The 24,380-nt window shown below is 65.4% G+C and carries 24 protein-coding genes and 1 tRNA gene; 9 read left to right on the plus strand and 16 right to left on the minus strand.

Annotation, left to right across the window (positions count from 1 at the left end; genetic code table 11):
* The first annotated feature begins 26 nt into the window (after positions 1 to 26).
* The 7 genes from E4O92_RS16960 to E4O92_RS16990 all read left to right on the plus strand — a co-directional run bounded on the left by E4O92_RS16960 (position 27) and on the right by E4O92_RS16990 (position 5,989).
* Positions 27 to 413, plus strand: coding sequence for a diacylglycerol kinase (locus tag E4O92_RS16960; protein WP_135190801.1), 387 nt, complete (start codon positions 27 to 29; stop codon positions 411 to 413).
* Positions 414 to 464: 51 nt separating this feature from the next.
* A complete protein-coding gene (locus E4O92_RS16965; RefSeq protein ID WP_135190800.1) occupies positions 465 to 1,103 on the plus strand; it encodes a peroxiredoxin in 639 nt (212 codons plus the stop codon).
* A gap of 253 nt (positions 1,104 to 1,356) precedes the next feature.
* Positions 1,357 to 2,130 carry a sulfite exporter TauE/SafE family protein gene (locus E4O92_RS16970; RefSeq protein WP_135190799.1) on the plus strand — a complete coding sequence of 258 codons (774 nt, stop codon included), beginning with the start codon at positions 1,357 to 1,359 and terminating at the stop codon, positions 2,128 to 2,130.
* A gap of 112 nt (positions 2,131 to 2,242) precedes the next feature.
* Positions 2,243 to 3,091 (plus strand): sulfate ABC transporter permease subunit CysT, encoded by an 849-nt coding sequence (gene cysT, locus E4O92_RS16975; RefSeq protein WP_135190798.1) that lies wholly within the window; start codon positions 2,243 to 2,245, stop codon positions 3,089 to 3,091.
* A complete protein-coding gene (gene cysW, locus E4O92_RS16980; protein WP_135190797.1) occupies positions 3,088 to 3,996 on the plus strand; it encodes a sulfate ABC transporter permease subunit CysW in 909 nt (302 codons plus the stop codon). Before cysT ends, cysW begins: the two co-directional genes overlap by 4 nt.
* Entirely contained in the window at positions 3,993 to 5,066 is a 1,074-nt protein-coding gene (locus E4O92_RS16985; RefSeq protein WP_135190796.1) for a sulfate/molybdate ABC transporter ATP-binding protein, read from the plus strand. Before cysW ends, E4O92_RS16985 begins: the two co-directional genes overlap by 4 nt.
* Positions 5,063 to 5,989, plus strand: coding sequence for a CysB family HTH-type transcriptional regulator (locus E4O92_RS16990; protein WP_135190795.1), 927 nt, complete (start codon positions 5,063 to 5,065; stop codon positions 5,987 to 5,989). The genes E4O92_RS16985 and E4O92_RS16990 overlap by 4 nt, the downstream gene beginning before the upstream one ends.
* Positions 5,990 to 6,206: 217 nt before the next feature.
* On the opposite strand, the gene E4O92_RS16995 is transcribed toward E4O92_RS16990, so the two are convergent.
* The 5 genes from E4O92_RS16995 to E4O92_RS17015 form a co-directional block, all read right to left on the minus strand.
* On the minus strand, positions 6,207 to 7,253 hold the full coding sequence (locus E4O92_RS16995; protein ID WP_135190794.1) for an aldo/keto reductase: 1,047 nt from the start codon (positions 7,251 to 7,253) through the stop codon (positions 6,207 to 6,209).
* Positions 7,254 to 7,266: 13 nt separating this feature from the next.
* Entirely contained in the window at positions 7,267 to 8,301 is a 1,035-nt protein-coding gene (locus tag E4O92_RS17000; protein WP_135190793.1) for a quinone-dependent dihydroorotate dehydrogenase, read from the minus strand.
* 188 nt (positions 8,302 to 8,489) lie between these two features.
* Positions 8,490 to 9,218 carry an arginyltransferase gene (locus E4O92_RS17005; protein WP_135190792.1) on the minus strand — a complete coding sequence of 243 codons (729 nt, stop codon included), beginning with the start codon at positions 9,216 to 9,218 and terminating at the stop codon, positions 8,490 to 8,492.
* 59 nt (positions 9,219 to 9,277) lie between these two features.
* A complete protein-coding gene (gene aat, locus E4O92_RS17010) occupies positions 9,278 to 10,000 on the minus strand; it encodes a leucyl/phenylalanyl-tRNA--protein transferase (protein ID WP_135190791.1) in 723 nt (240 codons plus the stop codon).
* Between the two features lie 3 nt (positions 10,001 to 10,003).
* The gene (locus E4O92_RS17015; RefSeq protein WP_135190790.1) at positions 10,004 to 10,585 is read right to left on the minus strand and encodes an NUDIX hydrolase; all 582 of its coding nucleotides are present in this window, start codon (positions 10,583 to 10,585) and stop codon (positions 10,004 to 10,006) included.
* A 196-nt stretch (positions 10,586 to 10,781) separates the two neighbouring features.
* Between E4O92_RS17015 and E4O92_RS17020 the strand changes: the two genes are divergently transcribed.
* Positions 10,782 to 10,858, plus strand: a tRNA-Met gene (locus tag E4O92_RS17020).
* Between the two features lie 150 nt (positions 10,859 to 11,008).
* Here E4O92_RS17020 and E4O92_RS17025 read toward each other — a convergent pair.
* Positions 11,009 to 11,755 (minus strand): hypothetical protein, encoded by a 747-nt coding sequence (locus E4O92_RS17025; protein WP_135190789.1) that lies wholly within the window; start codon positions 11,753 to 11,755, stop codon positions 11,009 to 11,011.
* Between the two features lie 302 nt (positions 11,756 to 12,057).
* On the opposite strand from E4O92_RS17025, the gene E4O92_RS17030 reads away from it, so the two are divergent.
* Positions 12,058 to 12,474, plus strand: coding sequence for a T6SS immunity protein Tdi1 domain-containing protein (locus tag E4O92_RS17030; RefSeq protein ID WP_229483428.1), 417 nt, complete (start codon positions 12,058 to 12,060; stop codon positions 12,472 to 12,474).
* On the opposite strand, the gene E4O92_RS17035 is transcribed toward E4O92_RS17030, so the two are convergent.
* The 10 genes from E4O92_RS17035 to E4O92_RS17080 form a co-directional block, all read right to left on the minus strand.
* Positions 12,475 to 13,491, minus strand: coding sequence for a hypothetical protein (locus tag E4O92_RS17035; protein ID WP_135190788.1), 1,017 nt, complete (start codon positions 13,489 to 13,491; stop codon positions 12,475 to 12,477).
* 101 nt (positions 13,492 to 13,592) lie between these two features.
* On the minus strand, positions 13,593 to 14,492 hold the full coding sequence (locus E4O92_RS17040; RefSeq protein ID WP_135190787.1) for a DNA-3-methyladenine glycosylase family protein: 900 nt from the start codon (positions 14,490 to 14,492) through the stop codon (positions 13,593 to 13,595).
* Entirely contained in the window at positions 14,489 to 15,382 is an 894-nt protein-coding gene (locus E4O92_RS17045) for a DMT family transporter (RefSeq protein ID WP_135190786.1), read from the minus strand. Before E4O92_RS17045 ends, E4O92_RS17040 begins: the two co-directional genes overlap by 4 nt.
* 75 nt (positions 15,383 to 15,457) lie before the next feature.
* Positions 15,458 to 16,474, minus strand: coding sequence for an XdhC family protein (locus E4O92_RS17050; RefSeq protein WP_135190785.1), 1,017 nt, complete (start codon positions 16,472 to 16,474; stop codon positions 15,458 to 15,460).
* Between the two features lie 231 nt (positions 16,475 to 16,705).
* Positions 16,706 to 17,788: a M48 family metallopeptidase gene (locus tag E4O92_RS17055; protein WP_135190784.1), complete on the minus strand. Its 1,083-nt coding sequence runs from the start codon at positions 17,786 to 17,788 to the stop codon at positions 16,706 to 16,708.
* Between the two features lie 13 nt (positions 17,789 to 17,801).
* On the minus strand, positions 17,802 to 18,251 hold the full coding sequence (gene dut / locus E4O92_RS17060; RefSeq protein ID WP_135190783.1) for a dUTP diphosphatase: 450 nt from the start codon (positions 18,249 to 18,251) through the stop codon (positions 17,802 to 17,804).
* A gap of 14 nt (positions 18,252 to 18,265) precedes the next feature.
* Positions 18,266 to 19,486 carry a bifunctional phosphopantothenoylcysteine decarboxylase/phosphopantothenate--cysteine ligase CoaBC gene (gene coaBC, locus E4O92_RS17065; protein ID WP_135190782.1) on the minus strand — a complete coding sequence of 407 codons (1,221 nt, stop codon included), beginning with the start codon at positions 19,484 to 19,486 and terminating at the stop codon, positions 18,266 to 18,268.
* Between the two features lie 18 nt (positions 19,487 to 19,504).
* Positions 19,505 to 20,023, minus strand: coding sequence for a signal peptidase II (lspA, locus tag E4O92_RS17070; RefSeq protein ID WP_135190781.1), 519 nt, complete (start codon positions 20,021 to 20,023; stop codon positions 19,505 to 19,507).
* A gap of 70 nt (positions 20,024 to 20,093) precedes the next feature.
* Entirely contained in the window at positions 20,094 to 22,982 is a 2,889-nt protein-coding gene (gene ileS / locus E4O92_RS17075) for an isoleucine--tRNA ligase (protein WP_135190780.1), read from the minus strand.
* 72 nt (positions 22,983 to 23,054) lie between these two features.
* The gene (locus E4O92_RS17080; RefSeq protein ID WP_135190779.1) at positions 23,055 to 24,026 is read right to left on the minus strand and encodes a bifunctional riboflavin kinase/FAD synthetase; all 972 of its coding nucleotides are present in this window, start codon (positions 24,024 to 24,026) and stop codon (positions 23,055 to 23,057) included.
* Positions 24,027 to 24,380 lie beyond the last annotated feature (354 nt).

A 24,380-nucleotide genomic window follows, 5' to 3' on the forward strand; every position in this document is an offset into this window, starting at 1 on the left:
TTCTGCAAGCACACAGGGAAACGCAGATGGAACCCATGACAAGCGAATTCAAAGGCAAGCGCGGCTGGCGGCGCATCGTGACCGCAACGGCAAACACGACGGACGGTCTGGTTTCGGCATGGCGCAACGAGTCGGCATTTCGCCAGGAAACTGTGGCGCTGCTGGTTGGCAGCGTCGTCGCCTTCCTTCTCAAGATATCCGCCTTTGAGCGGTTCGTCCTGATCGGGGTGCTGGTGCTGGTGCTGATTGTCGAACTGATCAATTCCGCGCTGGAGGCGGTGGTCGACCGCATCTCGCTCGAGCGCCACCCCCTGTCGAAGAACGCGAAGGACTTTGGCAGCGCGGCGGTGGCGCTCGCCATTGGCCTGGCCACCGCCGCCTGGGTGGTCGTGCTGTACAACAGGTTTTTGTGATGCCCCGGCCGCGGCCGGGCCCTTTGATGTTCTAACTTTCTGGAGATGACGATGACATTACGTCTGGGCGATACCGCTCCCGACTTCGAACAGGATTCGACGATCGGCAGGATCAAGTTCCACGATTGGGCAGGGGACTCGTGGGTCGTGCTGTTCTCGCACCCGGCCGACTTTACGCCGGTATGCACCACGGAACTGGGCCTGACCGCCAAGCTCAAGCCGGAATTCGACAAGCGCAACGTCAAGGCGATCGCGCTGTCGGTCGACCCGGTCGACGCGCACAAAAGCTGGATCAAGGACATCGAGGAAACCCAGGCGACCGTGGTCGGCTTTCCGATCATCGCCGACGCGGACAAGACCGTGTCGGAACTGTACGACATGATCCACCCGAACCAGTCGGCCACCGCCACGGTGCGCTCGCTGTTTGTGATCGACCCCGCCAGGAAGGTGCGCCTGACGATCACCTATCCGATGAGCACCGGGCGCAACTTCGACGAAGTGTTGCGCGTGATCGACGCGCTGCAGTTGACCGACGGCTACACCGTGGCCACGCCGGGCAACTGGAAGGATGGCGACGACGTGATCATCCCGCTGACGGTGCAGGATCCGGACGTGCTCAAGCAAAAGTACCCGAAAGGCTACAGCGCGCCGCGCCCGTACCTGCGACTGACGCCGCAGCCGAATAAGTGAGCCGGATGGCTTGAACAGAAAACGCGCCGGCAGGCGCGTTTTTTCTATCGAGGTGTCGTAGTGTCGTAGGGTGCGCACCTGTGCGCACGCGGTACGTGTGCAAACCGTTGCCAACGGCATTCAACCGTACAGCGTGCGCACAGGTGCGCACCCTACGCGATTCAAAAACAGCCTCGGCATAAGCAAATAAGGAAGCTGTCGTTTGCGCGCCAAGCCGCGCGCTTTACCCTTGCGTTCAACATAGGGGTAAAGCATGTCTGTTACGTACATCATCTCGGGTTTCGCGGTGGGTCTCTTGGTCGGCATGACGGGCGTGGGTGGCGGCTCGCTGATGACGCCGCTTCTCACCTTGCTGTTCGGCGTCTCGCCGTCCGTCGCCGTGGGCACCGACCTGGCCTTTGCTTCGCTGACCAAGGCGGCCGGCACGATCACGCACCGGGTCAACGGCACCGTCCAGTGGCAGATCGTGCGCCGCTTGTGCCTGGGCGCGCTGCCCGCCGCCATCATCGCGGCGCTGGCGCTGCGCCACTTTGGCGCGCTCGATGACCGTATCGGGCAGGTGATCCGTTATTCGATCGCGGTGTCGGTGCTGCTCACGGTGTTCGCTCTGATGTTCCGCCGCCGGATGATCGCGTGGATCCAGGCCAGTCCCCGCCGCCAGCTCGAAGGCACGACGCTCGCGCTGGCGACCATCGTGGCCGGCGCCGTGCTGGGCACGCTGGTCACGGTGTCGTCGATCGGCGCCGGGGCGATCGGGGCCACGCTGCTGGTGCTGCTCTATCCGCGCCTGACCCCGGCGCAGGTGGCGGGCACCGACATCGCCTATGCCGTGCCGCTGACGGCGATCGCGGCGGTCGCGCACTGGTGGCTGGGTTCGATCGATTGGGCGCTGCTGCTGACCCTGCTGGTCGGTTCCGTGCCCGGGATTACCCTCGGTGCGTGGGCCGCGCGCGCCGTGCCCGAGCGCTTCCTGCGCGGCCTGCTGGCCACTGCGCTGACCGGCATCGCGGTCAAGCTCATCTACTGAGTCCTTTGCTAATGCCGGAATCATCTTTGCAAATAAGGAATGCTTCGTTTGTGTTATGACTCATGCGTGAGATGATGCGGCCTTCTTAGAAGGAATTGTAATAAGGCTGCGCATGACCCTGTTTTCCTCAGCCCGCGGCAAGTCGGGCCGGGTGCTTCCCGGATTCGGCCTGTCGCTCGGGTTCACCCTGTTCTATCTGGCGCTGATCGTCCTGATCCCGCTGTCGGCGGTCTTCCTGAAGACCTTCACGATGAGCTGGGACGCGTTCTGGAACGCCGTCACCTCCGAGCGCGTCGTCGCGTCCTATCGCCTGAGCTTTGGCGCGGCGGCGCTGGCGGCGTTCATCAATGTGATCTTCGGCGGCATCGTCGCCTGGGTGCTGGTGCGCTACCGCTTCCTCGGCAAGCGCTTTGTCGACGCGCTGGTCGACCTGCCGTTCGCGCTGCCGACGGCGGTCGCGGGCATCACGCTCACCGCTCTCTATTCGGCCAACGGCTGGATCGGCCAGTACCTCGCCAAGCTCGGCCTGAAGGTCGCCTTCACTCCGCTCGGCGTGGTGGTGGCGCTCACCTTCATCGGACTGCCGTTCGTGGTGCGCACCGTGCAGCCGGTGCTGGAGGAATCTGAGCGCGAACTGGAGGAAGCGGCGGCCAGCCTGGGAGCAAAGCCGCTGCAGACGTTTGTCCGTGTGATCCTGCCGTCGCTGGTGCCGTCGCTGTTGACCGGCTTTGCGCTGGCGTTCGCGCGCGCCACCGGCGAATACGGCTCGGTGATCTTCATCGCCGGGAATATCCCGCTGGTGTCCGAGATCACGCCGCTGTTCATCGTCACCAAGCTGGAACAGTATGACTACACTGGCGCCACCGCGATTGCGGTCGTGATGCTGGTGGCGTCGTTCATCCTGCTCCTGGCGATCAATCTGCTGCAAGCGTGGGCGCGCAGGAAGGCAGGTGCGAAATGAGCGCAGTCCTCGAAAAACCGGTGGCGGAAGCAAAGCGCGGTGCCGCCCCGCGCGCCACCAACCGGCTGGAACCGAACTGGGTGCGTTATGTGTTGACCACGATCGCGCTGGCGTTCCTGACCCTGTTCCTGTTCGTGCCGCTGGTCGCGGTGTTCACCGAAGCGCTCAAGGACGGCTGGGATACCTACGTCCAGTCGATCATCGAGCCGGACGCGCTGGCCGCAATCAAGCTGACCCTGATCGCGGCGGCGATCTCGGTGCCGCTGAACCTCGTGTTCGGCGTGGCGGCAGCGTGGGCGATCACCAAATTCGAGTTCCGCGGCAAGAGCCTGCTGCTCACGCTGATCGACCTGCCGTTCTCGGTGTCGCCGGTGATCGCTGGCCTGATCTACGTGCTGATGTTCGGCGCGCAGGGCTGGTTCGGGCCGTGGCTCCTTGAACATGACATCAAGATCCTGTTCGCGGTGCCGGGCATCGTGCTGGCTACCGTGTTCATCACCTTTCCGTTCGTGGCGCGCGAGCTGATTCCGCTGATGCAGCAGCAGGGCAGCGAGGAAGAGGAAGCGGCGCTGGTGCTGGGCGCATCCGGCTGGAAGACCTTTTTCAAGGTCACGCTCCCGAACATCAAGTGGGGTCTGCTGTATGGCGTCATCCTGTGCAATGCGCGGGCGATGGGCGAGTTCGGCGCGGTGTCGGTGGTCTCGGGCCACATCCGCGGCGAGACCAACACGATGCCGCTGCAGGTCGAGATCCTTTACAACGAATACAACTTCACCGCCGCGTTCGCGATCGCGTCGCTGCTGGCGCTGCTGGCGCTGGTGACCCTGGCCGTGAAGACCTTTATCGAATGGCGTTTGCACCAAGGTCGTAAAGCAGACGCCGGCAATACGGAGCGCGCAGCATGACCATCGAAGTCCAACATATCCGCAAAGAGTTTGGCCAGTTCACGGCGCTGGACGATGTTTCGCTCAAGTTCCCGGACGGGCAGCTCACCGCGCTGCTCGGCCCCTCCGGCTGCGGCAAGACCACGCTGCTGCGCATCATCGCGGGTCTGGAGACGCCGGACCAGGGCCGGGTCCTGCTCGATGGCGAGGACGCCTCCGGCACCCACGTGCGTGAGCGCCAGGTCGGCTTCGTGTTCCAGCACTACGCGCTGTTCAAGCACATGACGGTGTTCGAGAACGTGGCCTTCGGCCTGCGCGTCAAGCCGCGCCGCGAGCGGCCTTCGGAACAGCAGATCCGCGACAAGGTGCGCCAACTGCTGGAGCTGGTGCAGCTGGACTGGATTGCCGACCGCTACCCGCCGCAGCTTTCCGGCGGCCAGCGGCAGCGCATTGCGCTGGCGCGCGCGCTGGCGGTCGAACCGCGCGTGCTGCTGCTGGACGAACCGTTCGGCGCGCTGGACGCCAAGGTGCGCAAGGAATTGCGGCGCTGGCTGCGCCGCCTGCACGACGAGCTGCACGTGACCTCGATCTTCGTCACCCACGACCAGGAAGAGGCGCTCGAGGTGGCCGACCAGGTGGTCCTGATGAACAAGGGGCACATCGAGCAGATCGGCACGCCGGACCAGGTCTACAACCATCCGGCCTCGCCGTTCGTGTACGGGTTCCTGGGTAACGTCAACCTGTTCCACGGCCGGGTGCACGAAGGCGTACTGGCCAGCGGCGACGTACAGCTGCAGGCGCCGCAGCACGCGGACGTGCGCGATACCGAGGCGATCGGCTATGTGCGCCCGCACGACCTGGACGTGGAACGCTACGCGCCGGGGTTAGCGGGCATCGTGGCGACGCTGCGGCGCGCGCACGCGATCGGCCCGCTGGCCCAGCTCGAGCTGGAGCGCGCCGACAACGGAGAACTGATCGAGGCGGCGATGTCCAGCGAGCGCTACGGGCGGCTGGGCCTGAAAGAGGGCGAGACCCTGGTGGTGCGGCCGCGGCGCATGCACGTGTTCGTCGACGAAGGCGCCAACATATGAACTTCCAGCAGCTGCGTTCGGTGCGCGAGGCGGCGCGTCGCGGTTACAACCTGACCGACGTCGCCAACGCCCTGTTCACCTCGCAGCCTGGCGTGTCGCGCCAGATCCGCGAGCTGGAGGAAGAGCTCGGAGTCGTGATCTTCGAGCGCAACGGCAAGCGGCTGACGGGACTCACCAAGCCCGGCAAGGGCATCCTGACGATCATCGAGCGGCTGCTGGTGGAGGCGGAAAACCTGCAGCACGCGGGGCGTGAGTACGCGGACCAGGACAATGGCACGCTGACGGTAGCCGTCACGCACACGCAGGCGCGCTACGCGCTGCCGCAGGTGGTGCAGGCGTTTCGCGCCGCTTTTCCCAACGTGCGCATCGCGCTGCAGCAGAGCGCGCCGGAGCATATCGCGCAGTGGGTGCTGTCGGGGCGGGCCGATATCGGCATCGCCACCGAGGGCTTGTCCGCGTTTCCCGACCTGGTGTCGTTCCCGTGCTACCGCTGGAGCCACCTGGTGGTGGCGCCGGATGGGCATCCGCTGCTGGGCAAGACGCCGCTAGGCCTGAGGGATCTGGCGAATTATCCGTTGATTACCTATGACGTCGGGTTTACCGGGCGCGGGCATATCGACGCGGCGTTCGCCAAGGCTGGGCTGGCGCCGGATATCGTGCTGACCGCGATGGATTCGGACGTGATCAAGCAGTACGTCTCGCTCGGGATGGGAGTGGGGATCGTGGCGGCGATGGCGTTCGACCATGGCCGCGACAAGGGGCTGCGCGCGATCGAGGCGTCGCACCTGTTTGCGCAGAACGTGACGCGGCTGGCGGTAAGGCGCGGGGCGTTTTTGCGCGCGTATGCGTACCATTTCATCGAGCGCCTGGTTCCGGGGATAACCCGGGAGCAGATCGAGAGCGAGCTGTATTCCGCGGCGTGAGCACATCGTAGGGTGCGCACCTGTGCGCACGCGGTTCGCGAAAGCAGCGTAGAGAAGCGGCGGCCGCAAGTCAGCGTGCGGTGACCGCGTGCGCACTGGTCCTCGCCGGCCGCGCGCCCCCTACGCCTTCGTCACTGTCCCGGGGGCAGATCGTAGGGTTTGAACGCGTGGGGTGAGTCGGGCTAAATGCCCGACGAACGAGCCGCCCACCCTACGGTCACTGGCCGGGGTTGGTGATGCGCGCGTGGATCGCATCGATCGCGGCCACTACCTCGCTAGATAACGTGATCGCCTCGGCGTCGATGTTTTCCTTCAGCTGATCCAGGTTGGTCGCGCCGATGATGGTCGAGGCGACGAACCAGCGCGAATAGCACCACGCCAGCGCCATCTGCGCCGGGCTCATGCCGTTATCGCGCGCCAGTGCGGCATACTCGCGGGTCGCTTCCAGCACTGCCGGGCGCAGGTAGCGCGGGCTCCAGGTCGGCGGGTAGATCGTCAGGCGGCCGTGCGCCTTCGGGTTGTCGATGTACTTTGCGGACAGCTGGCCGAACGCGAGCGGGCTGTAGGCCAGCAGGCTGACGTTGGTGCGCATGCATGCTTCGTCCATCAGACTGGTCTCGAAGGCGCGCGCGGTCAGGTTGTACAGGTTCTGGACGGTCGCGATGCGCGGCAGGCCCTTCATCTCGGACTGCTTGATGAATTCGCACACGCCCCACGCGCTTTCGTTCGAAACGCCGATGTGGCGGATCTTGCCTTCCTTGACCATGTCGCCCAGCGCGGCCAAAGTCTCTTCGATCGCCACGTGCGCCCGTTCGGCCTCGGGGTTGAAGCTGTTGGCGCCGAAGATCGGCAGGTTGCGGCTCGGCCAGTGTAGCTGGTACAGGTCGATGTAGTCGGTCTGCAGGCGGCGCAGGCTGTCCTCGACCGCCGTGCGTACGTTGGCCGCATCGAGGTTGTGCTGAGGACCTCGGATCCAGGTCTGGTTCGAGTTGGGGCCGGCGATCTTGGTGGCGAGGACGATCTGGTCGCGCTTGCCGGTCTTCTTGAGCCAGCTGCCGATGAAGCGTTCGGTCAAGCCTTGGGTTGCGCCGCATGGCGGCACCGGGTACAGCTCGGCGGTGTCGATGAAGTTGATGCCGCGCTCAAGCGCGTAGTCGAGCTGGCTGTGCGCGTCGCTTTCGGTATTCTGCTCGCCAAAGGTCATGGTGCCCAGGCACACGCGTGACACGCGCAGCTCGGTGGTTCCAAGCTGGTTTTTTTTCATATTCGTTTTCGGTTTAAGACTTGAGGGCGTCGGCGCATTCGCGCACGAGGGCGGGGCCGGCGTAGATCAAGCCGCTGTACAGCTGGACTAGCTGGGCACCGGCGTCGATCTTGGCCTTGGCGTCGGCGCCCTGCATGATGCCGCCGACCCCGATGATCGGGACCGCGTCGCCCAGTTCCTTTTTCAGCGCGCGGATCACGATGTTCGACAGGTCGAACACCGGCTCGCCCGACAGGCCGCCGGGCTCGTTGGCGTAGCGCAGGCCTTCCACGTCGCGCCGGTTGAGCGTGGTGTTGGTGGCGATGACGCCGTCGATCTTGTGCCGCAGCAGGGCACCGGCGATGTCCAGGATCTGGTCGGCGTCGATGTCCGGCGCGATCTTGAGCGTGATCGGCACGTAGTGGCCGTGCTTGTCCGCCAGGCGCGCCTGTTCGCCCTTGAGCTGCGACAGCAGGGCGTCCAGTTCGGATGCGCCTTGCAGCTGGCGCAGGTTCTTGGTGTTGGGCGATGAGATGTTGACCGTCACGTAGCTGGCGTACGGGTAGACCTTGCGCAGGCAGTGCAGGTAGTCGTCGGCCGCGCGCTCGATCGGGGTGTCGGCGTTCTTGCCGATGTTCAGGCCGAGTACACCTTGCTTTTCCTGATAGAACTTCGACGCTTGCACGTTGGCGATGAACGCGTCGACCCCGCCGTTGTTAAATCCCATCCGGTTGATGATCGCGCGCCTCGCTGGCAGGCGGAACATGCGCGGCTTCGGGTTGCCGGGCTGGGCGCGCGGGGTCACGGTGCCGATTTCGATGAAGCCGAAACCGAGCGCGGCCAGGCCGTCGATGCAGGAGCCATCCTTGTCCAGGCCGGCGGCCAGGCCGACCGGGTTGGGGAACTTGATGCCCATGACGGTGCGTGGGTCGGCAGCAGGCTTTCTGACATGCAGCAGGCCGAGCGCCTTGAGGCGGCGCAGGTTGTGCAGGGTAACGTTGTGGGCTGTTTCCGGGTCGAGCGCAAACAGCAGAGGACGGGCTAGTGCGTACAGAAGTTTGTGGGACATGGAATGCTCGGTGATGATATACCGACATTGTACCGTGAGGAGATGACGGGGTGCGCCGGCACGGGCCGCGGCGAAGTGTTTCCCGCAGGGTGGGCGGGGTAAAGCGTTCAACTGAACGCTGCTACTTGGATGAGCCTCTTTGCACGCACGGTTTGAACGCGTGGGCGGTCAAGCCGCCCACCCTACAATCACCGTTCCAGCACGCCCCATACGCCGTCGATGCGCGCTTCCAGCGGCCGGAAGTTGATCTTGTAGGCCATCTTGGGGCTCTGTTCGATCCAGTAGCCGAGGTAGACGTAGGGCAGCTCCAGTTCGCGCGCCTGCTCGACCTGCCACATGATGTTGTAGGTGCCGAACGAGGCGCCTTCCACGTCCGGGTCGAAAAAGGTGTAGACCGACGACAGGCCGTCCGAGAGCACGTCGATGATCGACACCATGCGCAGCACGCCGTCCGGTTCGCGGAATTCGACCAGCCGCGTGTTGACCCTGCTTTGCAGCAAGAACTGGGCGTATTGGTCGCGGCTGTCCTGGTCCATGCCGCCGCCGACGTGGCGGGTGGTCTGGTAGCGCAGGTAGAGCGCGTAATGTTCGTCCGAGAACGACAGGTTGGCCACCATCGCCACCAGGTCGGCATGGCGTTTCCATGCGCGGCGCTGGGCGCGGTTGGGGGTGAATTGGCCACACACCACGCGCACCGGAATGCACGCGTTGCAGCCGTCGCAATAGGGACGGTAGGTAAAAATGCCGCTGCGGCGAAAGCCGCTTTTGACCAGCTCGGAATACACGTCGGCGTTGATCAGGTGCGAGGGCGTCGCCACCTGCGAACGGGCCTGGCGCGCATCGAGATAGCTGCACGGATACGGTGCTGTCGTGTAGAACTGCAACGTAGAAAATGGCAGGTCATTTAGGTGCGTCATGCAATGCTCTCGAGACGACGTGTTGTATGTATTGTAGACAAAGACGGCCGGCGGCGGCGTTAGTCAGGCAATGGTGGCGCCACTTCCCAGCGGCCGATCGGCGGTTCGCCGATTGCGTGGCGCAAATGCTGGAGGAAGCGCGCGCGTGATATCGGCGCCGCGCCGAGCGAGGCCAGGTGCGCGGTCTCCTGCTGGCAGTCGATCATGCGCACGCCATGCCGGCGCAGGAAGGCGACCAGGTAGGCGAGCGCGACCTTGGACGCGTCCGACACCCGCGCGAACATCGACTCGCCGTAGAACATGCGGCCGATGCAGACGCCGTAGGCGCCGCCGACCAGATTGCCGTCGAGCCATAACTCCGACGAATGCGCGTAGCCCAGCGCGAACAGGCCCGTGTAACCACTGATAATTTCCTCCGAAATCCAGGTGCCCGGGCCATCCTTGCGCGGGGCGGCGCAGGCGCGCATGACCGCTTCGAAGCTGCTGTCGAATTTTACGTCCCAGCGACCGCCCGTCAGCCTGCTGTGCTCGACCTTGCGCAGGGTCTTGCGCAGGCTTTCGCTGACCTTGAAGTGTTCGGTGTACAGCACCATGCGCGGATCGGTACTCCACCACAGGATCGGCTGGCCTTCCGAAAACCACGGGAAGATGCCGTGCTGGTAAGCCTGCAGCAGCCGCTGCGGCGACAGGTCAGCCCCGGCCGCGAGCAGTCCGGGCGCGTCCATTGTCAGCGCCTCGGAGACGTCCGGAAATGGCGTGTTCGCTTCAAGCCAGGGGATCATGGGTCAGCCGGGGACGCTTTCGGTGCGCATGGGACGCACGATGTCGTGACTGTGGAAGCCGTAGCTGCCGCCTTCCCGCATTTTGACGCGGTCGGCAAAGAACAGTTCCAGCGTCTTGCGAATTGTCGGGAACGCCAGCTCGTCCCACGGGATGTCGCGCTCGGCGAACAGGGCCACCTCCAGGCTTTCGGAACCGGGGGCGAACTGCAGGTCAACCAGGCGGGCCAGGTAGAACAGGTGGACCTGATGCACATGTGCAACATTGAGCAGGGTGAACAGGTTGCCGATCTCGATATGGGCGCCGGCTTCTTCCTCGGTTTCGCGCACTGCTGCCTCGGCCGTGGTTTCGGCGTTTTCCATGAAGCCGGCCGGCAATGTCCAGTAGCCGTAGCGCGGCTCGATGGCGCGCCGGCACAGCAGCACCTTGAGCTCGCCGTCTTGCTCCCAGATGGGAATCGAGCCGATCACGAGCTTGGGGTTCTGGTAATGAATGGCCTCGCACTGCGAGCACACGTAGCGCGGGCGATTGTCGCCTTCCGGGATCGCCAGTGCGACCGGGTGGGCGCACTCGGAACAAAATTTCATAGGTAAGGGGAGAAATAGTATTCCGCTTACTTTACACCGATTGCGTTGGCTGTGCCGCAATGCGCCTGTCGGGCAGCCGGTACGCGGGAGGTCATCGCACACTGCTCGTAACCTGAGTTTGGTGCTGCAATCGCACATCGGACTAGGATTGAGTTTGCCTAAAGCGGCGAAGGGACGTATAATATGCATCATCAGACGCGGGGTGGAGCAGTCTGGCAGCTCGTCGGGCTCATAACCCGAAGGTCACAGGTTCAAATCCTGTCCCCGCAACCAAATTCAGGCACGCCGCCGGCGCTGGCAACAGCGCGGCGGCGTTGTCGTATTTGGGTCCAATATCTGGGTCCAATATCTGGGTCCAATATCTGGGCCCAATATCTGGGGTCAGGACCTGGGGGCATGCGGGAGCTGCTTTACGCCGCTGGATCAGAAGCGAATCGCCAACCCGGCGTAGCCGCCGGCAATGCGCGGGTCGTATGCCAGCTCCGGCTTGTTGTAATCGAGGACGAGCACTCGGTAGCCGACCGTGACGGTCACGCCCTGGGTCACGCGGAAATCCATGCCGACCTGCCCCTGCCATGTGCGCTTGCTGCCGCCGCCGCCGATATCCCCGTAGGCCGTCAGCCACCCGCGTTCGGACAGCCTGGACTGCACGCGCACGCCCGTGACCGCGTCAGCCCAGTGCGCACGCTGGCTGCCCCAAACGCCTGCCGCCTTCGGGGCATCCTGCGCCAGGCCCTGCTCCAGGGAGACCGATACGTAACGGACTCCACCAATGAGGTCGACAAAAGTATCGGGGCCATCCACGACGCGGGCTGCCCCGGCCAGCTGGACCGTGTCTTGCCGGCCCTTGAGGCTTCCGGCGTCGGAATCCTGTGACAGCCGGGTGCGCTGGGCATCGAGCCACCATCCGGAATTGTCGGCCCCCGCCTCCAGGCGCAGGCCAAAGCCGGGCTGGTTCGATTGTCCGGCATAGGTGGTGCCGCCGCTGGCTTGCGGCGGCTTGAAGCGCGTACTGCCGCTCACATTCATATTCCCCAAGTAGTACGGCGTCAGTTCGACTTGCCAGCGCGACGTCTGGCCGAGCGCCTCGGCGCGGGTGCACAGCGGCGCGGCCAGCAGGAGCGCGCTCAGGAGAAGCCCTGCGGCGGCATGGGGCAGGGCCTGCTTCATGATGCAGCTCTCATCAAAATTCTCCTCATGCGGGCAGGCGGCGGGTGCCGTCCACGCCCAGTCCTCCCTTTGATGAGATTCCTTGCTCATCAGTTGCGATCGCGCGCGTGATGGGGATCAAAGCGCTGGGCGTTCCAGGGCGCCGGCGGGCGTATTGCTGGCTGTTGGCTCCATTCAATTGTCCGCGCGCTCGATATGCATCAAGTTCCCTGCATTGCGGCTCAACCGTGGCGCGCCTCTATGGTCCAACAGCTCGCTTGGGGCTGCCAACCGACAGCCCTTCGGATTGATTGCGGAGTGGGATGATGATTACTGTGGACGAGATTAACGAGGCATGGGGTTGGGTCGGCCTGAACGCGGTCGAAGTGCTGGGTGAAAACGCCTTCGGCAACCTGATCATCCGCGATGAGGATGGAAGATACTGGCGCCTGCGCCCGCAGGACCTGTGCTGCGAACCGCTGGCGCAGGACCGCGAGGCGTACGATGCGCTGGCGTACAACCAGGCTTTCCTGAATGACTGGTACATGCCCGAGGTGGTGCACCTGGCGGAATCGACGCTGGGGCCGCTCTCCGCCGGGCGTAAGTATTGCCTCAAGATTCCGAGCGCGCTGGGCGGGCACTACGGCTGCGACAACTTGGCCACCGTGCCGCTTTCGGAGCTGATCCGGTTTTCCGGCGAGGGCGCGCAGCAATTCGACGGACTGCCGCGCTGGGACTGATCACCAGCCGAAGGTGTGCAGCAGTCCCAGGTGGAACAGGTCGCGGTCGTTCATCTGGGTGTAGGTCTTCACGCGGTGGAAGGCGAAGAAGACCTTGGTCTGCGCGCCCAGGTCGCGCTCGAATTGCAGGCTGAACAGGCCATGGACAAACCCACGGTTGCCTTCGCGCCGGTTTTCGGCGATGTATGGGCCGATGCCCGCCGACGCGATCCAGCGTTCCGTCACGGGTTGGACGAACCAGAGCTGGGCCGCGGCGCCGTATCGGTCGACGCGCGTCCGGTCGTCGCCCTCGAAGATTCCCGCGAACGATACGGCCCACGTGCCGCCGTACTGCTTCGCCTGGACGATGGCGCTGTTGGTATCCCGGGTGCCGCTGTGGCTCGTGAACGAGCGGCCGAAGGAAGCGCCCAGCCATAGCCGGTTGCGTGCAAGGTCTCCCTTCGGAAAGTGCGGCACGTCGGCGAATTGACGGCCGATGCCCAGCATCAGTGCGTTGGAATGGAAGGCATCGCGCATCCGCACGTGGTTCAGGCCAAGCCGGAGGTGGGTGCCGGGATCCAGGCCAGCCAGTGGAAAACGCAAGGCGGCGCTGTACAGCACGCCGTGGCGGGCGATGTCATATTGCACGCCGCCTATGGTGGTCGTGTTCATGCTCGTGTAGGGGCCGGCGCCGATCTCGGCCGTCAATGCGTTACCGAGCTTGCGGGCGTATACGAGCTGGAGCGCGAAGCCGTCCCGGTGGTTGTTGTCCGGGTGCCCTTCGTTGTAATAGACGACATCGATGCGCGCGCCTGCGAGTGATGGCTCCCCGGCTCGCGCGGCAATCAGGTCGCGTCCGATGCGCGCCTCGAACGCACGCCAGCGCATGAGCTTGTGGGGCCCGGTGTCCGGACCGCCGATGCGGCCGTTGCCCAGTTCGGCCGACAGGTAGGCGCCGTGTTCGTCCGCGGATGGCGCTGCGGGATAGGCGATGCTGCTCGATGCGAGCAGCGTGAGCAGGCAGGAAATTCGCTTCATGGAAACGGTCTCTCGCAGAACTGGCGGCGTGCTTAACGACCAGTGTGAAGACGCGAAACCGCTTGTGCTATGCGAAAGGCCAAAAACGGCCGAGAGCCTGCTCAGTTCCCCCCGTTCTGATTGAGACTGGCCCACAGATAGGCCGCCGCCATCGCCCGGTGTGGCTTGTAGCGTTCCAGCAGGGTTTCCGTGCGTGCCATGTCGGGCTTGCTGTCCTCGCCCAGCAGATGCTGGAAGGCAGCACGCACCGCCACGTCTCCATGCAACGAGCAGTCGGGAAAGCCATAGCCGCGCAGCAGCGTGTAATTGACGGTCCAGGGGCCGATGCCTTTCACGGCAAGCAGCGCACTAGCCACCTCATCGGGGCCATGGCTGCGATCGAGCACCAGTTCGCCGTCGGCGACGAGACGCGCCAGCCGCAGCACGGTTTCGGCCTTGGCGCGCGAGAATTTGCGGGTGGTGAGCGCTTCCAGGTCCAGGCGAGCGGCGTCAACCGCCTCCGGATAGCACCACAGGCCGCTGGAATGGCGGCGGCCGGCCTGCTCGATGAAGGTGCGGCGCAGGCTGATCGCGAACGCCAGGTTGATCTGCTGGCCGATGATGGCCCAGGTCAGCGCCTCGAACACGGTGGCCGATTGCACGATGCGTAAGTTCGGCTGGCGCGTAACAAAGGGGCCGAGCAGCGGGTCGCCGTGCGTGAACAGCGCAAAGGGCGCCGGGTCGATGCGCAGCGCCAGGATGTTGAGCAGCGCTTCGCGCGCGGCGGCGAGCGCGATGTCGTCCAAAGCCTCGTCGGCCTCGATGCGGCAGCGGGCCACGCCTGGCGCGAGCGCCACGTCGAGCACGAGCGGCACGCCATGGAGCAGCACGCCCTTGCGGACGCGGCCGGGCGTGACCTGTTCGGCCAGTTGCTGTGCGTCGCGCCCGTGAAAGGCAAGCACGTCCTGGCTGCGGTAGTCCGCGGGCAGGGCAATGGACAGTTCGTGTACGCTCAATCTCATTTGGTCTGGAAGGTGGTGGCCGGGCTTCGCAAGCGCGGCACAAAGCCGGTAACGAATGCAGTGCCGAGCAGGACGATCGCGGAACCGGCGACCGTGTACCAGCCGACCACTTCGCCCAGGAACAGCGCGCCCCACAGGATACCAAACACCGGATTGAGGAAGGTGACGGTCAGGGCCGACGTGGTGCCGACTTCCGCGATCAGGCGGAAGTACAGCAGGTATGCGATGCCGCTGCACAGCACGCCCAGCGCGAGCACGGCCGCCATGATGCCGGCCGTCGGCTGGCTTGGGGCCGGGACGAAGGGCAGCACCGGAAGCACGAGCAGGACCGAGGCCCACATCGACCCGTGCGCGTTGGCGAACGGCTCCACGGCCTTGGCTGACTTGGCGTACAGGCTGGCGACGCTGTAGCAGAAGGCGGCGCACAGGGCAGCCGCGATTGCGACGCCGGCGCCAGGGCGAGCCGCCACCGAGTCAAAGCCCACCAGCAGGGCCACACCCGCGGTGCCGGCCACCAGTCCGAATACGACGCGCAGGCTGACACGCTGGCGCGACCAGGCTGCGCCCAGCAGCGCGCCCCACATCGGCGCGGTGGCGTTCAGCACCGACAGCACCGATGCGGACAGCGTGCGCGCGGCGAACGCGAACAGCAGGAACGGCAGCGCCGAGTTGAACAGGCCGAGGATCAGGTAGTGCTTCCAGTGCGTGGCCAGGTCGAGCCGCTTTTTCAGGAACCAGCCGACCAGCGCAAGGAACAGGGCCGCGAACAGGACGCGGTACTCGATCAGCAGCGCCGGGCCGAGCACGGGCGCGCTGATGCGCATGAACAGGAAGGAGCCGCCCCAGATGGCGGCCAGTGTGACGAGGCGTATGAGGTTTGTTGTATTCATTGTTGGTATTGGTTTGCGCGGGACGCATTGTCGCTTGCGCTGATGCGCTCGCGCCAGTCGCTTCTTGCTTTCGAATTATGTGGCAGCCAGGCCGCAGGCTTCGCCGTTCGCCGCTTGCGGGGTGGCGGCATGCGGCACGAGCATTGCGGCCGGCACGCCGTTCCTCGTTGCCGTCATCTCGGCCAGGATCGAGATCGCAATCTCGGACGGGGTCTTGCTGCCGATGTAAATGCCGATCGGGCCATGCAGGCGCGCCAGTTGTTCGTCGGTGAGGTCGAACAGCTTGAGGCGTTCGCGCCGCTTTGCGTTGTTCAGGCGCGAACCGATCGCGCCGACGTAGAAGGCGTCGGACTTGAGCGCCTCCATCAGGGCCAGGTCGTCAAGCTTGGGGTCGTGCGTGAGCGCGACCACGGCGCTTCTCGCGTCCAGCCTGGATTCGAGCACCAGGTCGTCCGGCATCGTGTGCACCAGTTCGACGCCGGCGACGTCGAAGCCGGCACGATATTCCTCGCGCGGGTCGCACACCGTTACGCGGTAGTCCATGCCGGTCGCCACCTGCGCCAGGAAGCGCGACAGCGGGCCGGCGCCGATGATGAACAGGCGCCAGCGCGGGCCGTGCACGGTGGTGAGCACGTCGTCCTCGACGCGCAGCACAGCGCCCGGCGCCGCGGGGCCCAGCGTGACCGCGCCGGATCGCATGTCGAGGCGGCGTTCCAGCAGTTCGCCGCTCGCCAGGCGGGCCAGGAGTTCGTCGATGCCGCTCGCAGGCGACAGCGGCTCGATCGCCAGCGTGATCGTGCCGCCGCAGGGCAGGCCGAAGCGGTGCGCCTCGTCGGCGCTGACGCCGTAGCTGACGAGCTGCGGCGTGCTTTGGCTGATGCCGTTCTGGCGCACCTGTGCGATCAGGTCGTCCTCGATGCAGCCACCGGAGATTGAGCCGGCAACCTGGCCGTCGTCGCGCACGACGAGCGTGGCGCCGACCGGACGCGGGCTCGAGCCCCAGGTCTTGATCACGGTGACCAGTTCGCAGCGGCGGCCGGCGGCGAGCCAGGCGGAGGCGGTTTTCAGTACGTCGAGGTCGATGCTGTCCATTTGAATTGCTGTGCCGGCTCGGCGGGTGCCGGCCGGCGTCGAGAAGATGGACAATGATACAAAAAACGGGGAGGGGGTGCAGGCGGGGTGCCGATAGACCTGTGCGGTTGCAGGATCGTAGGGTGCGCACCTGTGCGCACGCGGTTACGTGTGCGTACCGGAGCCAACACTAATCAACCGTACCGCGTGCGCACAGGTGCGCACCCTACGACGTGCCGGAGCCGCAGGTCTTTACGGCACCAGCGGCTTTTTGGCGCTGCGCTTGGCGTTGACTTCGGCTACTGTTTTCTGGATCGCCGCCACGCGTGTCGAGACCGCCGGGTGATTTGCCGTGTACCCGTTGAGCACCGTGGCCGGATGTGCCTGCGCCAGGCGCTTCCAGAATTCGTCCACGCCGTCGATGTCGTAACCGGCGCGCGCCAGCATGTAGATCGCCAATCGGTCCGCGGCCACGTCCTGGTCGGCCGGCATGGCCTTGATGCCGCCGCTGCCGATCAGCATCGAGTCGTCCGGTTTCACGCGCGTGAGGTTGTCGATGATGCTGCCGATGGTGGCCGAATTGCGCTGCACCGCCGCGTGGCCAAGCACGTTGTGGGCGAGGCCCGCGGCCAGCACGTAGGCCAGCTCGTCGTCGTTGCGGGTGAAGCCGATCATGCCGCGCGTGACCATGATGCGCGAGCCGTCAGCGTAGGAGTTGATGTTGTCCGAGTTGCCCAGTTCGATGCCGTAGGCGCAGGCGCGCGTGACCGGGACCGTGAGCTGGCGCTCCTTGCCGTCGCGCTCGATGGTCAAAGGCAAGGTGGCCTGCGCGGCGACCAGCGGCCCGAACACCGAGCCGGCCAGCGCGGGACCTTGCGGGCCGCTGGGCAGCGGTTTGCCGCCGGCGGACACCAGCCTGTCGCCAACCTTCAGGCCCGCCTTGGCCGCGCCGCTGCCGGCCAGCACCTGGGTGACCTGCAGCCGTTCGCCCATCCCGAACGCGACGTGCGCTGCTTCATTGTAGGAGCCGGGATAGGAATAGCGGCTCTTGGCGGTAAAGCCGAGCAGGTTGCGCGCATGGGTCTTGCACAGGTCCGCGTTGTTGATCAGGAGCGGCGCGGCCACGTGGTACAGGCGCTCCTGGAGCGACGCCATCCTGGTCAGCGTTTCGGCATCGGCCGCGATCTGCGGGGTCAGGGCAGGGGCCTGGGGAGCAGGCTTCACCGGCGCCGGCGCGGCGCCCTGCTGGAAAGGCGCTTGCGTGCCGCAGGCCGATAGCAGTAAGGCGATGGTGATTCCCAGCGCGGCTGGGCGCAGACGGTGGATGTGGGTCATGGTGCTCCTCAAATTATTGTTTGCCGGTGCTGCCGAAACCGCCGGCGCCCCGGTCGCTCGATTCGAACTCCTCCACAACGTTAAAGCCCACCTGCAGGACAGGTACGATGACCAACTGCGCGAGCCGATCCAGCGGCTGCAGCGTGAATGGCGACTGGCTGCGGTTCCAGGTCGAGACTTTCAGCTCGCCCTGGTAATCGGAGTCGATCAAGCCTACCAGATTGCCCAAAACAATGCCGTTCTTATGGCCGAGTCCGCTGCGCGGCAGGATCAGGCCGGCATAGCCCGGGTCTGCCAAGTGGATCGCCAGCCCGGTCGGGATCAGTACGGTCTGCCCCGGTTCGATGGTGATCGGCGCGTCGATGCAGGCGCGCAGGTCCAGGCCAGCGCTGCCGGACGTGCCGTAGGCAGGCAGCTGGTCTTTCATGCGCGGGTCGAGAATCTTGACTTCAATGTTCTTCATGCGTGATACGTAAATCAGGTGAGCAGGGAACGCCGTTCGAGGCGCTTGGCGATCTCGGAGACCAGCTGGCGCCCCAGCGTCAGCTTGTCGGCGGGCGGCAGGACAGTGTGTCCGCTTTCGTCGAACAGGATGACGGAATTGTCATCCTGCCCGAAAGTGTGGTGGCCGATATTGCCGACCAACAGAGGTACGCCTTTTTTTTCGCGCTTGGCCGCGCCGTATTCGACCAGGTTTTCCGATTCGGCGGCAAAGCCGACGCAGTAGGGCCAGCCGGTGATCGACACGGTGGAGGCAACGCTGGCCAGGATGTCGGGGTTCTGTTCGAACTTGAGCTCGGGCGGGGCGCCGCCATCCTGTTTTTTCATTTTCTGGGCGCTGAAGTTGACCACGCGCCAATCCGCGACCGCGGCCACCCCGATGAACACGTGCTGGCCGTGCACCGCAGCCATGACGGCCTCGTGCATCTGGCGCGCGGAGAGCACATCGATGCGGCGCACGCCGTGCGGGGTGGCGAGCGTGGTCGGGCCCGAGACCAGGGTCACGTCGGCGCCCGCTTCGCGCGCGGCCCGGGCAACCGCATAGCCCATCTTGCCGGACGAGAGGTTGGTCAGGCCGCGCACCGGGTCGATCGCCTCGAAAGTCGGACCGGCCGTGATCAGGACCCGCTTGCCGGCCAAAACCTTGGGCTGGAACGATGCGATCAGCTCCTCGAGCAGGTCTTCCGGTTCGAGCATGCGGCCAAGGCCCGTTTCGCCGCAGGCCTGTTCGCCGGCGGCCGGGCCGAAGATGCGGATGCCGTCCTCGCGCAGCTGCGCCACGTTGCGCTGCGTGGCCGGGTTCTGCCACATTTCCACGTTCATCGCCGGCGCCACCAAGAGCGGCACCTGGGACGGACGCGCCAGGCACAGGGTCGAGAGCAGGTCGTCGCAGGCGCCATGGGCCAGCTTGCGGATGAAGTCCGCCGAGCAGGGCGCGACCAGCACGGCGTCGGCGCCGCGGGTGAGGTCGATGTGGGCCATGTTGTTGGCCACGCGCGAATCCCACTGGCTGGTATAGACCGGGTTGCCCGACAGGGCCTGCATGGTGGCCGCGCCGATGAACTGGCTTGCCGCCTCGGTCATGACAACCTGCACCCGCGCGCCTTCCTTGACCAGCGCCCGGCACAGTTCGGCGGCCTTGTAGCAGGCCACCCCGCCGGTCAGGCCGAGCACGATCTTCTTGTCTTTCAGGTCCATGCTCATGTCGTCATCCTTCTAGTGCTTGTTCACGCGCCGCAGCTCGTCGACGATGAACAGGATCGCGCCGATGGTAATCGCGCTGTCGGCCACGTTAAAGGCCGGGAAGTGACCGAGACCGCGCCAGTAAAAGTCGAGGAAGTCGATCACGTGGCCGTGCATCAGGCGGTCGACCAGGTTGCCGATGGCGCCGCCCATGATCAGCGCGAGCGCCCAGCAGAACATGCGCTGGCCGGCGTTACGGCGCAGCAGGTAGATGATGAAGGCAACCGCGGCCAGGGCGATCGCGGTGAACAGGTAGCGCTGCCAGCCGCCCTGGTTGGACAGGAAGCTGAATGCGGCGCCGCGGTTGTAGGCGAGCGTGAGGTTGAAAAAGCCGGTGAGCGGTTTGGTGTCGCCGAGCTGGAACAGCCTGGTGATGGTGATCTTGGTGACCTGGTCGAGCAGGACGACGATGAAGGCGATGCCCAGCCACGGCATCATGCTGCCGCCCGCTTTCGGCGCGGCCGTAATGGTCGATTTCTTTTTCGTTGCCATATTGTCGTTATGTGTCAGGTGAACGCCCTGCCGGCCTGGCCGGCAGGGCGGGAGGCGCCGCCCGCTTGTCTTATGCGAACCGGCGCGCTTCGCCGCTGCCGAACAGATTGCTCACGCAGCGGCCGCACAGGCCGGGGTGTTCCGGGTGGCTGCCGACGTCGCGGCGGTAGTGCCAGCAGCGCTCGCATTTGGCCGCTTCGGACGGCGTCACGATCACAGCTTCCTCGGCTTCGCTGGCCACCTGTTCCACCTTGGCTTCTGACGTGATGAACACGAACTTGAGGTCGTCGTCCAGGCTTGCGAGCAGCTGGTACTTCGGGCCGGACGCCTTGATGGTCAGTTCGGCCTGCAGCGACGAGCCGATCGCGCCGGATGCACGCACTTCCTCGAGCTCCTTGGTCACGCTGGCGCGCACGTCGCGCAGCGCGGCGTACTTGGCCAGCAGTTTGGGGCCATCGGCGATCTCCGGGAAGGTCCACAGGGTCTGGGTGAAAATTGTTTCGTCGCTCTCGGCATAAGCCTGTTCGCCGGCGAACACGGCCCAGGCTTCCTCGGCGGTGAACGACAGGATCGGCGCCATCACGCGCAGCAAAGCGTGCGCGATGTGCCACAGCGCGGTCTGCGCCGAGCGGCGCGCGACGGAGTCAACGCCGGTGGTGTACAGGCGGTCCTTGAGGATGTCGAGGTAGAAGCCGCCCAGGTCTTCGGAGGCGAAGTTCTGCAGGCGCGCGACCACCGGGTGGAACTCGTAGCGTTCGAAGTGGGCGGCGATGTCGTTCTGCAGCGCCTGCGTCGCGGCCAGCGCGTAGCGGTCGATCTCGAGCATGTCGGCGACCGGCACGGCATTCTTGGCCGGGTCGAAGTCGGCGGTGTTGGCGAGCAGGAAGCGCAGCGTGTTGCGGATGCGGCGGTAGGCTTCGGTCACGCGCTTGAGGATCTCCTCGGACAGCGCGAGTTCGCTCGTGTAGTCGGTCGAGGCGACCCACAGGCGCAGGATGTCGGCGCCCAGCGTGTCGCTGATCTTCTGCGGCGAGAGCACGTTGCCCAGCGACTTGGACATCTTGCGGCCATGCTCGTCGACGGTGAAGCCGTGCGTGAGCAGCGCCTTGTACGGCGGGCGGCCGTCGAGCATCGAGGCGGTCAGCAGCGACGAGTGGAACCAGCCGCGGTGCTGGTCCGAGCCTTCCAGGTACAGGTCGGCCGGGAACTGCGACTGTTCCTTGTGCGAGCCGCGCAGCACAGTGTAATGCGTGGAGCCGGAGTCGAACCAGACGTCGAGCGTGTCGCGGTTCTTCTCGTAGTGGGCGGCGTCTTCGCCCAGCAGGTCCTTCGGGTCGAGCTGGTGCCAGGCTTCGATGCCGTCCTTCTCGATCAGTTTGGCCACCTGTTCCAGCAGCTCCGGCGTGCGCGGGTGCAGCTCGCCGGTCTCCTTGTGAACGAAGAAGGCCATCGGCACGCCCCACTGGCGCTGGCGCGACAGGGTCCAGTCCGGGCGGTTGGCGATCATGCCCTGCAGGCGCGCCTGGCCCCAGTCTGGGAAGAATTTGGTTTCGGCGATGCCGGCCAGCGCGGTTTCGCGCAGGGTCGGGCCGCCGTCCTTGGGCGTGACGTCCATGCCCGCGAACCACTGGCTGGTGGCGCGGTAGACGATCGGGGTCTTGTGGCGCCAGCAGTGCATGTAGCTGTGGTCGAACATCTTCAGTTCGAACAGCGCGCCCGCTTCCGACAGCGCGTTGCAGATCGGCTTGGACGCTTCCCAGATCGTCATGCCGCCAAACAGCGGCAGGGTGGATGCGAAGCGGCCATCGCCCATTACGGGTTTGAGGATCTCGTCGTCCTTCAGGCCGTGCGCTTTACAGGACTGGAAGTCTTCCAGGCCGTAGGCGGGCGCCGAGTGGACCACGCCGGTGCCGCTGTCGGTGGTGACGTAATCGGCCAGGTAGACCGGCGAGTAGCGATCGTAGAACTTGTCGGCGGCGTGCAGCGGGTGCTTGAAGCGGATGCCGGCCAGCGCTTCGCCAGTCGTGGTGGCGACGATGCTGCCCTCCAGCTTGTAGCGCTGCAGGCAGGATTCGACCAGGTTCTTCGCCAGGATCAGCAGCAGCCGCTTGCCGTCGCGTTCGGCCTGCACCAGCGCGTAGGTCACTTCCGGATGCACGTTCAGCGCCTGGTTGGACGGGATGGTCCACGGCGTGGTGGTCCAGATGACGACGAAACCGTCACCACTTGGCAGCTTGGGCAGGCTGAAGGCGGCGGCCAGTTTGTCGTGCTCTGCGAACGGGAAGCCGACGTCGATCGCCGGGTCGCGCTTGTCCTGGTATTCGACTTCCGCCTCGGCCAGGGCCGAGCCGCAGTCGAAGCACCAGTTCACGGGCTTGAGGCCGCGGTAGACGTAGCCCTTGTCGAGCAGCTTGCCCAGCGCGCGCAGTTCGTCGGCCTCGTTACCGTGGGCCATGGTCAGGTAGGGGTTGTCCCACTCGCCCAGCACGCCCAGGCGGATGAAGCCGGCGCGCTGGCGGTCGATCTGCTCGCTCGCGTAGGCGCGGGCCTTGGCCAGCACTTCGGCGGTCGGCAGGTTTTTACCGTACAGTTTTTCGATCTGGATCTCGATCGGCATGCCATGGCAGTCCCAGCCCGGCACGTAGGGCGCGTCGAAGCCGGCGATGGTGCGCGACTTGACCACCAGGTCCTTCAGGATCTTGTTGAGCGCGTGGCCGAGGTGGATGTCGCCGTTGGCGTACGGCGGGCCGTCGTGCAGCACGAATTTCGGCCGGCCGGCTGCCGCCTTGCGAATGCGTTCGTAGATCTTCTTTTCCTGCCACTGCTTCACCCAGCCCGGCTCGCGCTTGGCGAGGTCGCCTCGCATCGGGAACGGGGTGTCGGGCATGTTGACCGGGTATTTGCTCTGCGGCTTGTCGGCTGCCTTTTTGTTCTGGACGGGTTTGCTGTTGTCGGACATATGCTTTTCTTAAGTGGACTGCTGTGGTTCGGAGTGGGCCGCGCGCAAGGCGCGGCGGCGTGGCTGGCTCCGTCAAATTCGGTCGGTGGCGGTCAGGGCGCCGGCGCGGTGGGCGAAGAAGGCGCGCGCGCCTTGCGCGTCGCGGTCGATCGCGGCGGTGAGGGTGGCCAGGTCCTGGTATTTTTCCTCGTCGCGCAGCTTGGCCAGAAACTCCACGCGCACCAGTTTGCCGTAGGCGTGCTGGTTGTAGTCGAACAGGTGCACTTCGAGCAGCATGCGGCCGGCGTCTTCGACGCTGGGGCGCACGCCGAGGCTGGCGACCGCCGGCAGCGGATGCGGGCCTAGCCCATGCACCTGCACCACGAAGATGCCGGACAGGGCAGGGCGGTGCGCGACGCGCAGGTTCAGGGTCGGAAAGCCGAGCGTGCGTCCGAGCTTGGCGCCGTGGATCACGTGGCCGGAGATGGAGTACGGATGGCCGAGCAGGGCGTGTGTGGCCTGGAAGTCGCCGGCACCCAGCGCGGCGCGCACGGCCGATGACGAGATGCGCTCCTGGCCGTGCGTCACGGCGGGCAGCGTCTCGACCTGGAAGCCATGCTTGCGGCCGGCGGCGGCCAGGGTCTCGATGGTGCCGGCGCGCTTGGCGCCGTAGCAAAAGTCGTCACCGACCATCAGCCATTTGACGTGCAGGCCGTTCACCAGCACGCGCTCGGTGAATTCGTCCGGGGTCATGGCGGCGAAGTGCTCGTTGAAGTGCTCGACGATGACGCGGTCGATGCCGGCCTTGTCGAGGGCCTCCAGCTTGTCGCGCAGGTTGGCGATGCGGGCCGGGGCTTTTGACGGGTCGCCCATTTTTTCGGCGAAGTATTCGCGCGGATGCGGTTCGAAGGTCATGACCGCGGCTTCCAATCCAAGCTTCGACGCGGCAGCGCGCACGTGGGCCAACAACGTCTGATGGCCGCGGTGGACACCGTCAAAGTTGCCGATCGTGAGAGCGCACGGCGCGCGCGCCCGGTCGTTGGGAAGTCCGCGAAATACCTTCATTGGGTGAAACGTCAGTCCGAGGCGAAATACCAGATTATACGGTAAGTGGCGTGTTGCACATTGGAGACGGGCCAAGGACGGGCTCGGGGGCGTGGTGCGATCTCGGCCGCGGCCGTGGCAGGCGGGACCGTGGCGAGGCTTACCGCGCCCCCTACGCCTTTGGCAAGTTCAACGACCTGGGAAAAGATTCGGATATGACCGGTCTTGTTGAACGCGTGGGCGTTCGGCCGGCCACTGGCCAGCCTCACCCTGCCCAGCCGACGACTCGGGCCGATTGGTTGGCGCTAAAAAAAGCTATGTCCCCATTAAGTGTGGAACCGTGCTTACTAAGGCGTAGGGTGCGCACCAGTGCGC

The sequence above is a fragment of the Massilia horti genome, assembly GCF_004614195.1.
Lineage (GTDB): Bacteria > Pseudomonadota > Gammaproteobacteria > Burkholderiales > Burkholderiaceae_D > Telluria > Telluria horti.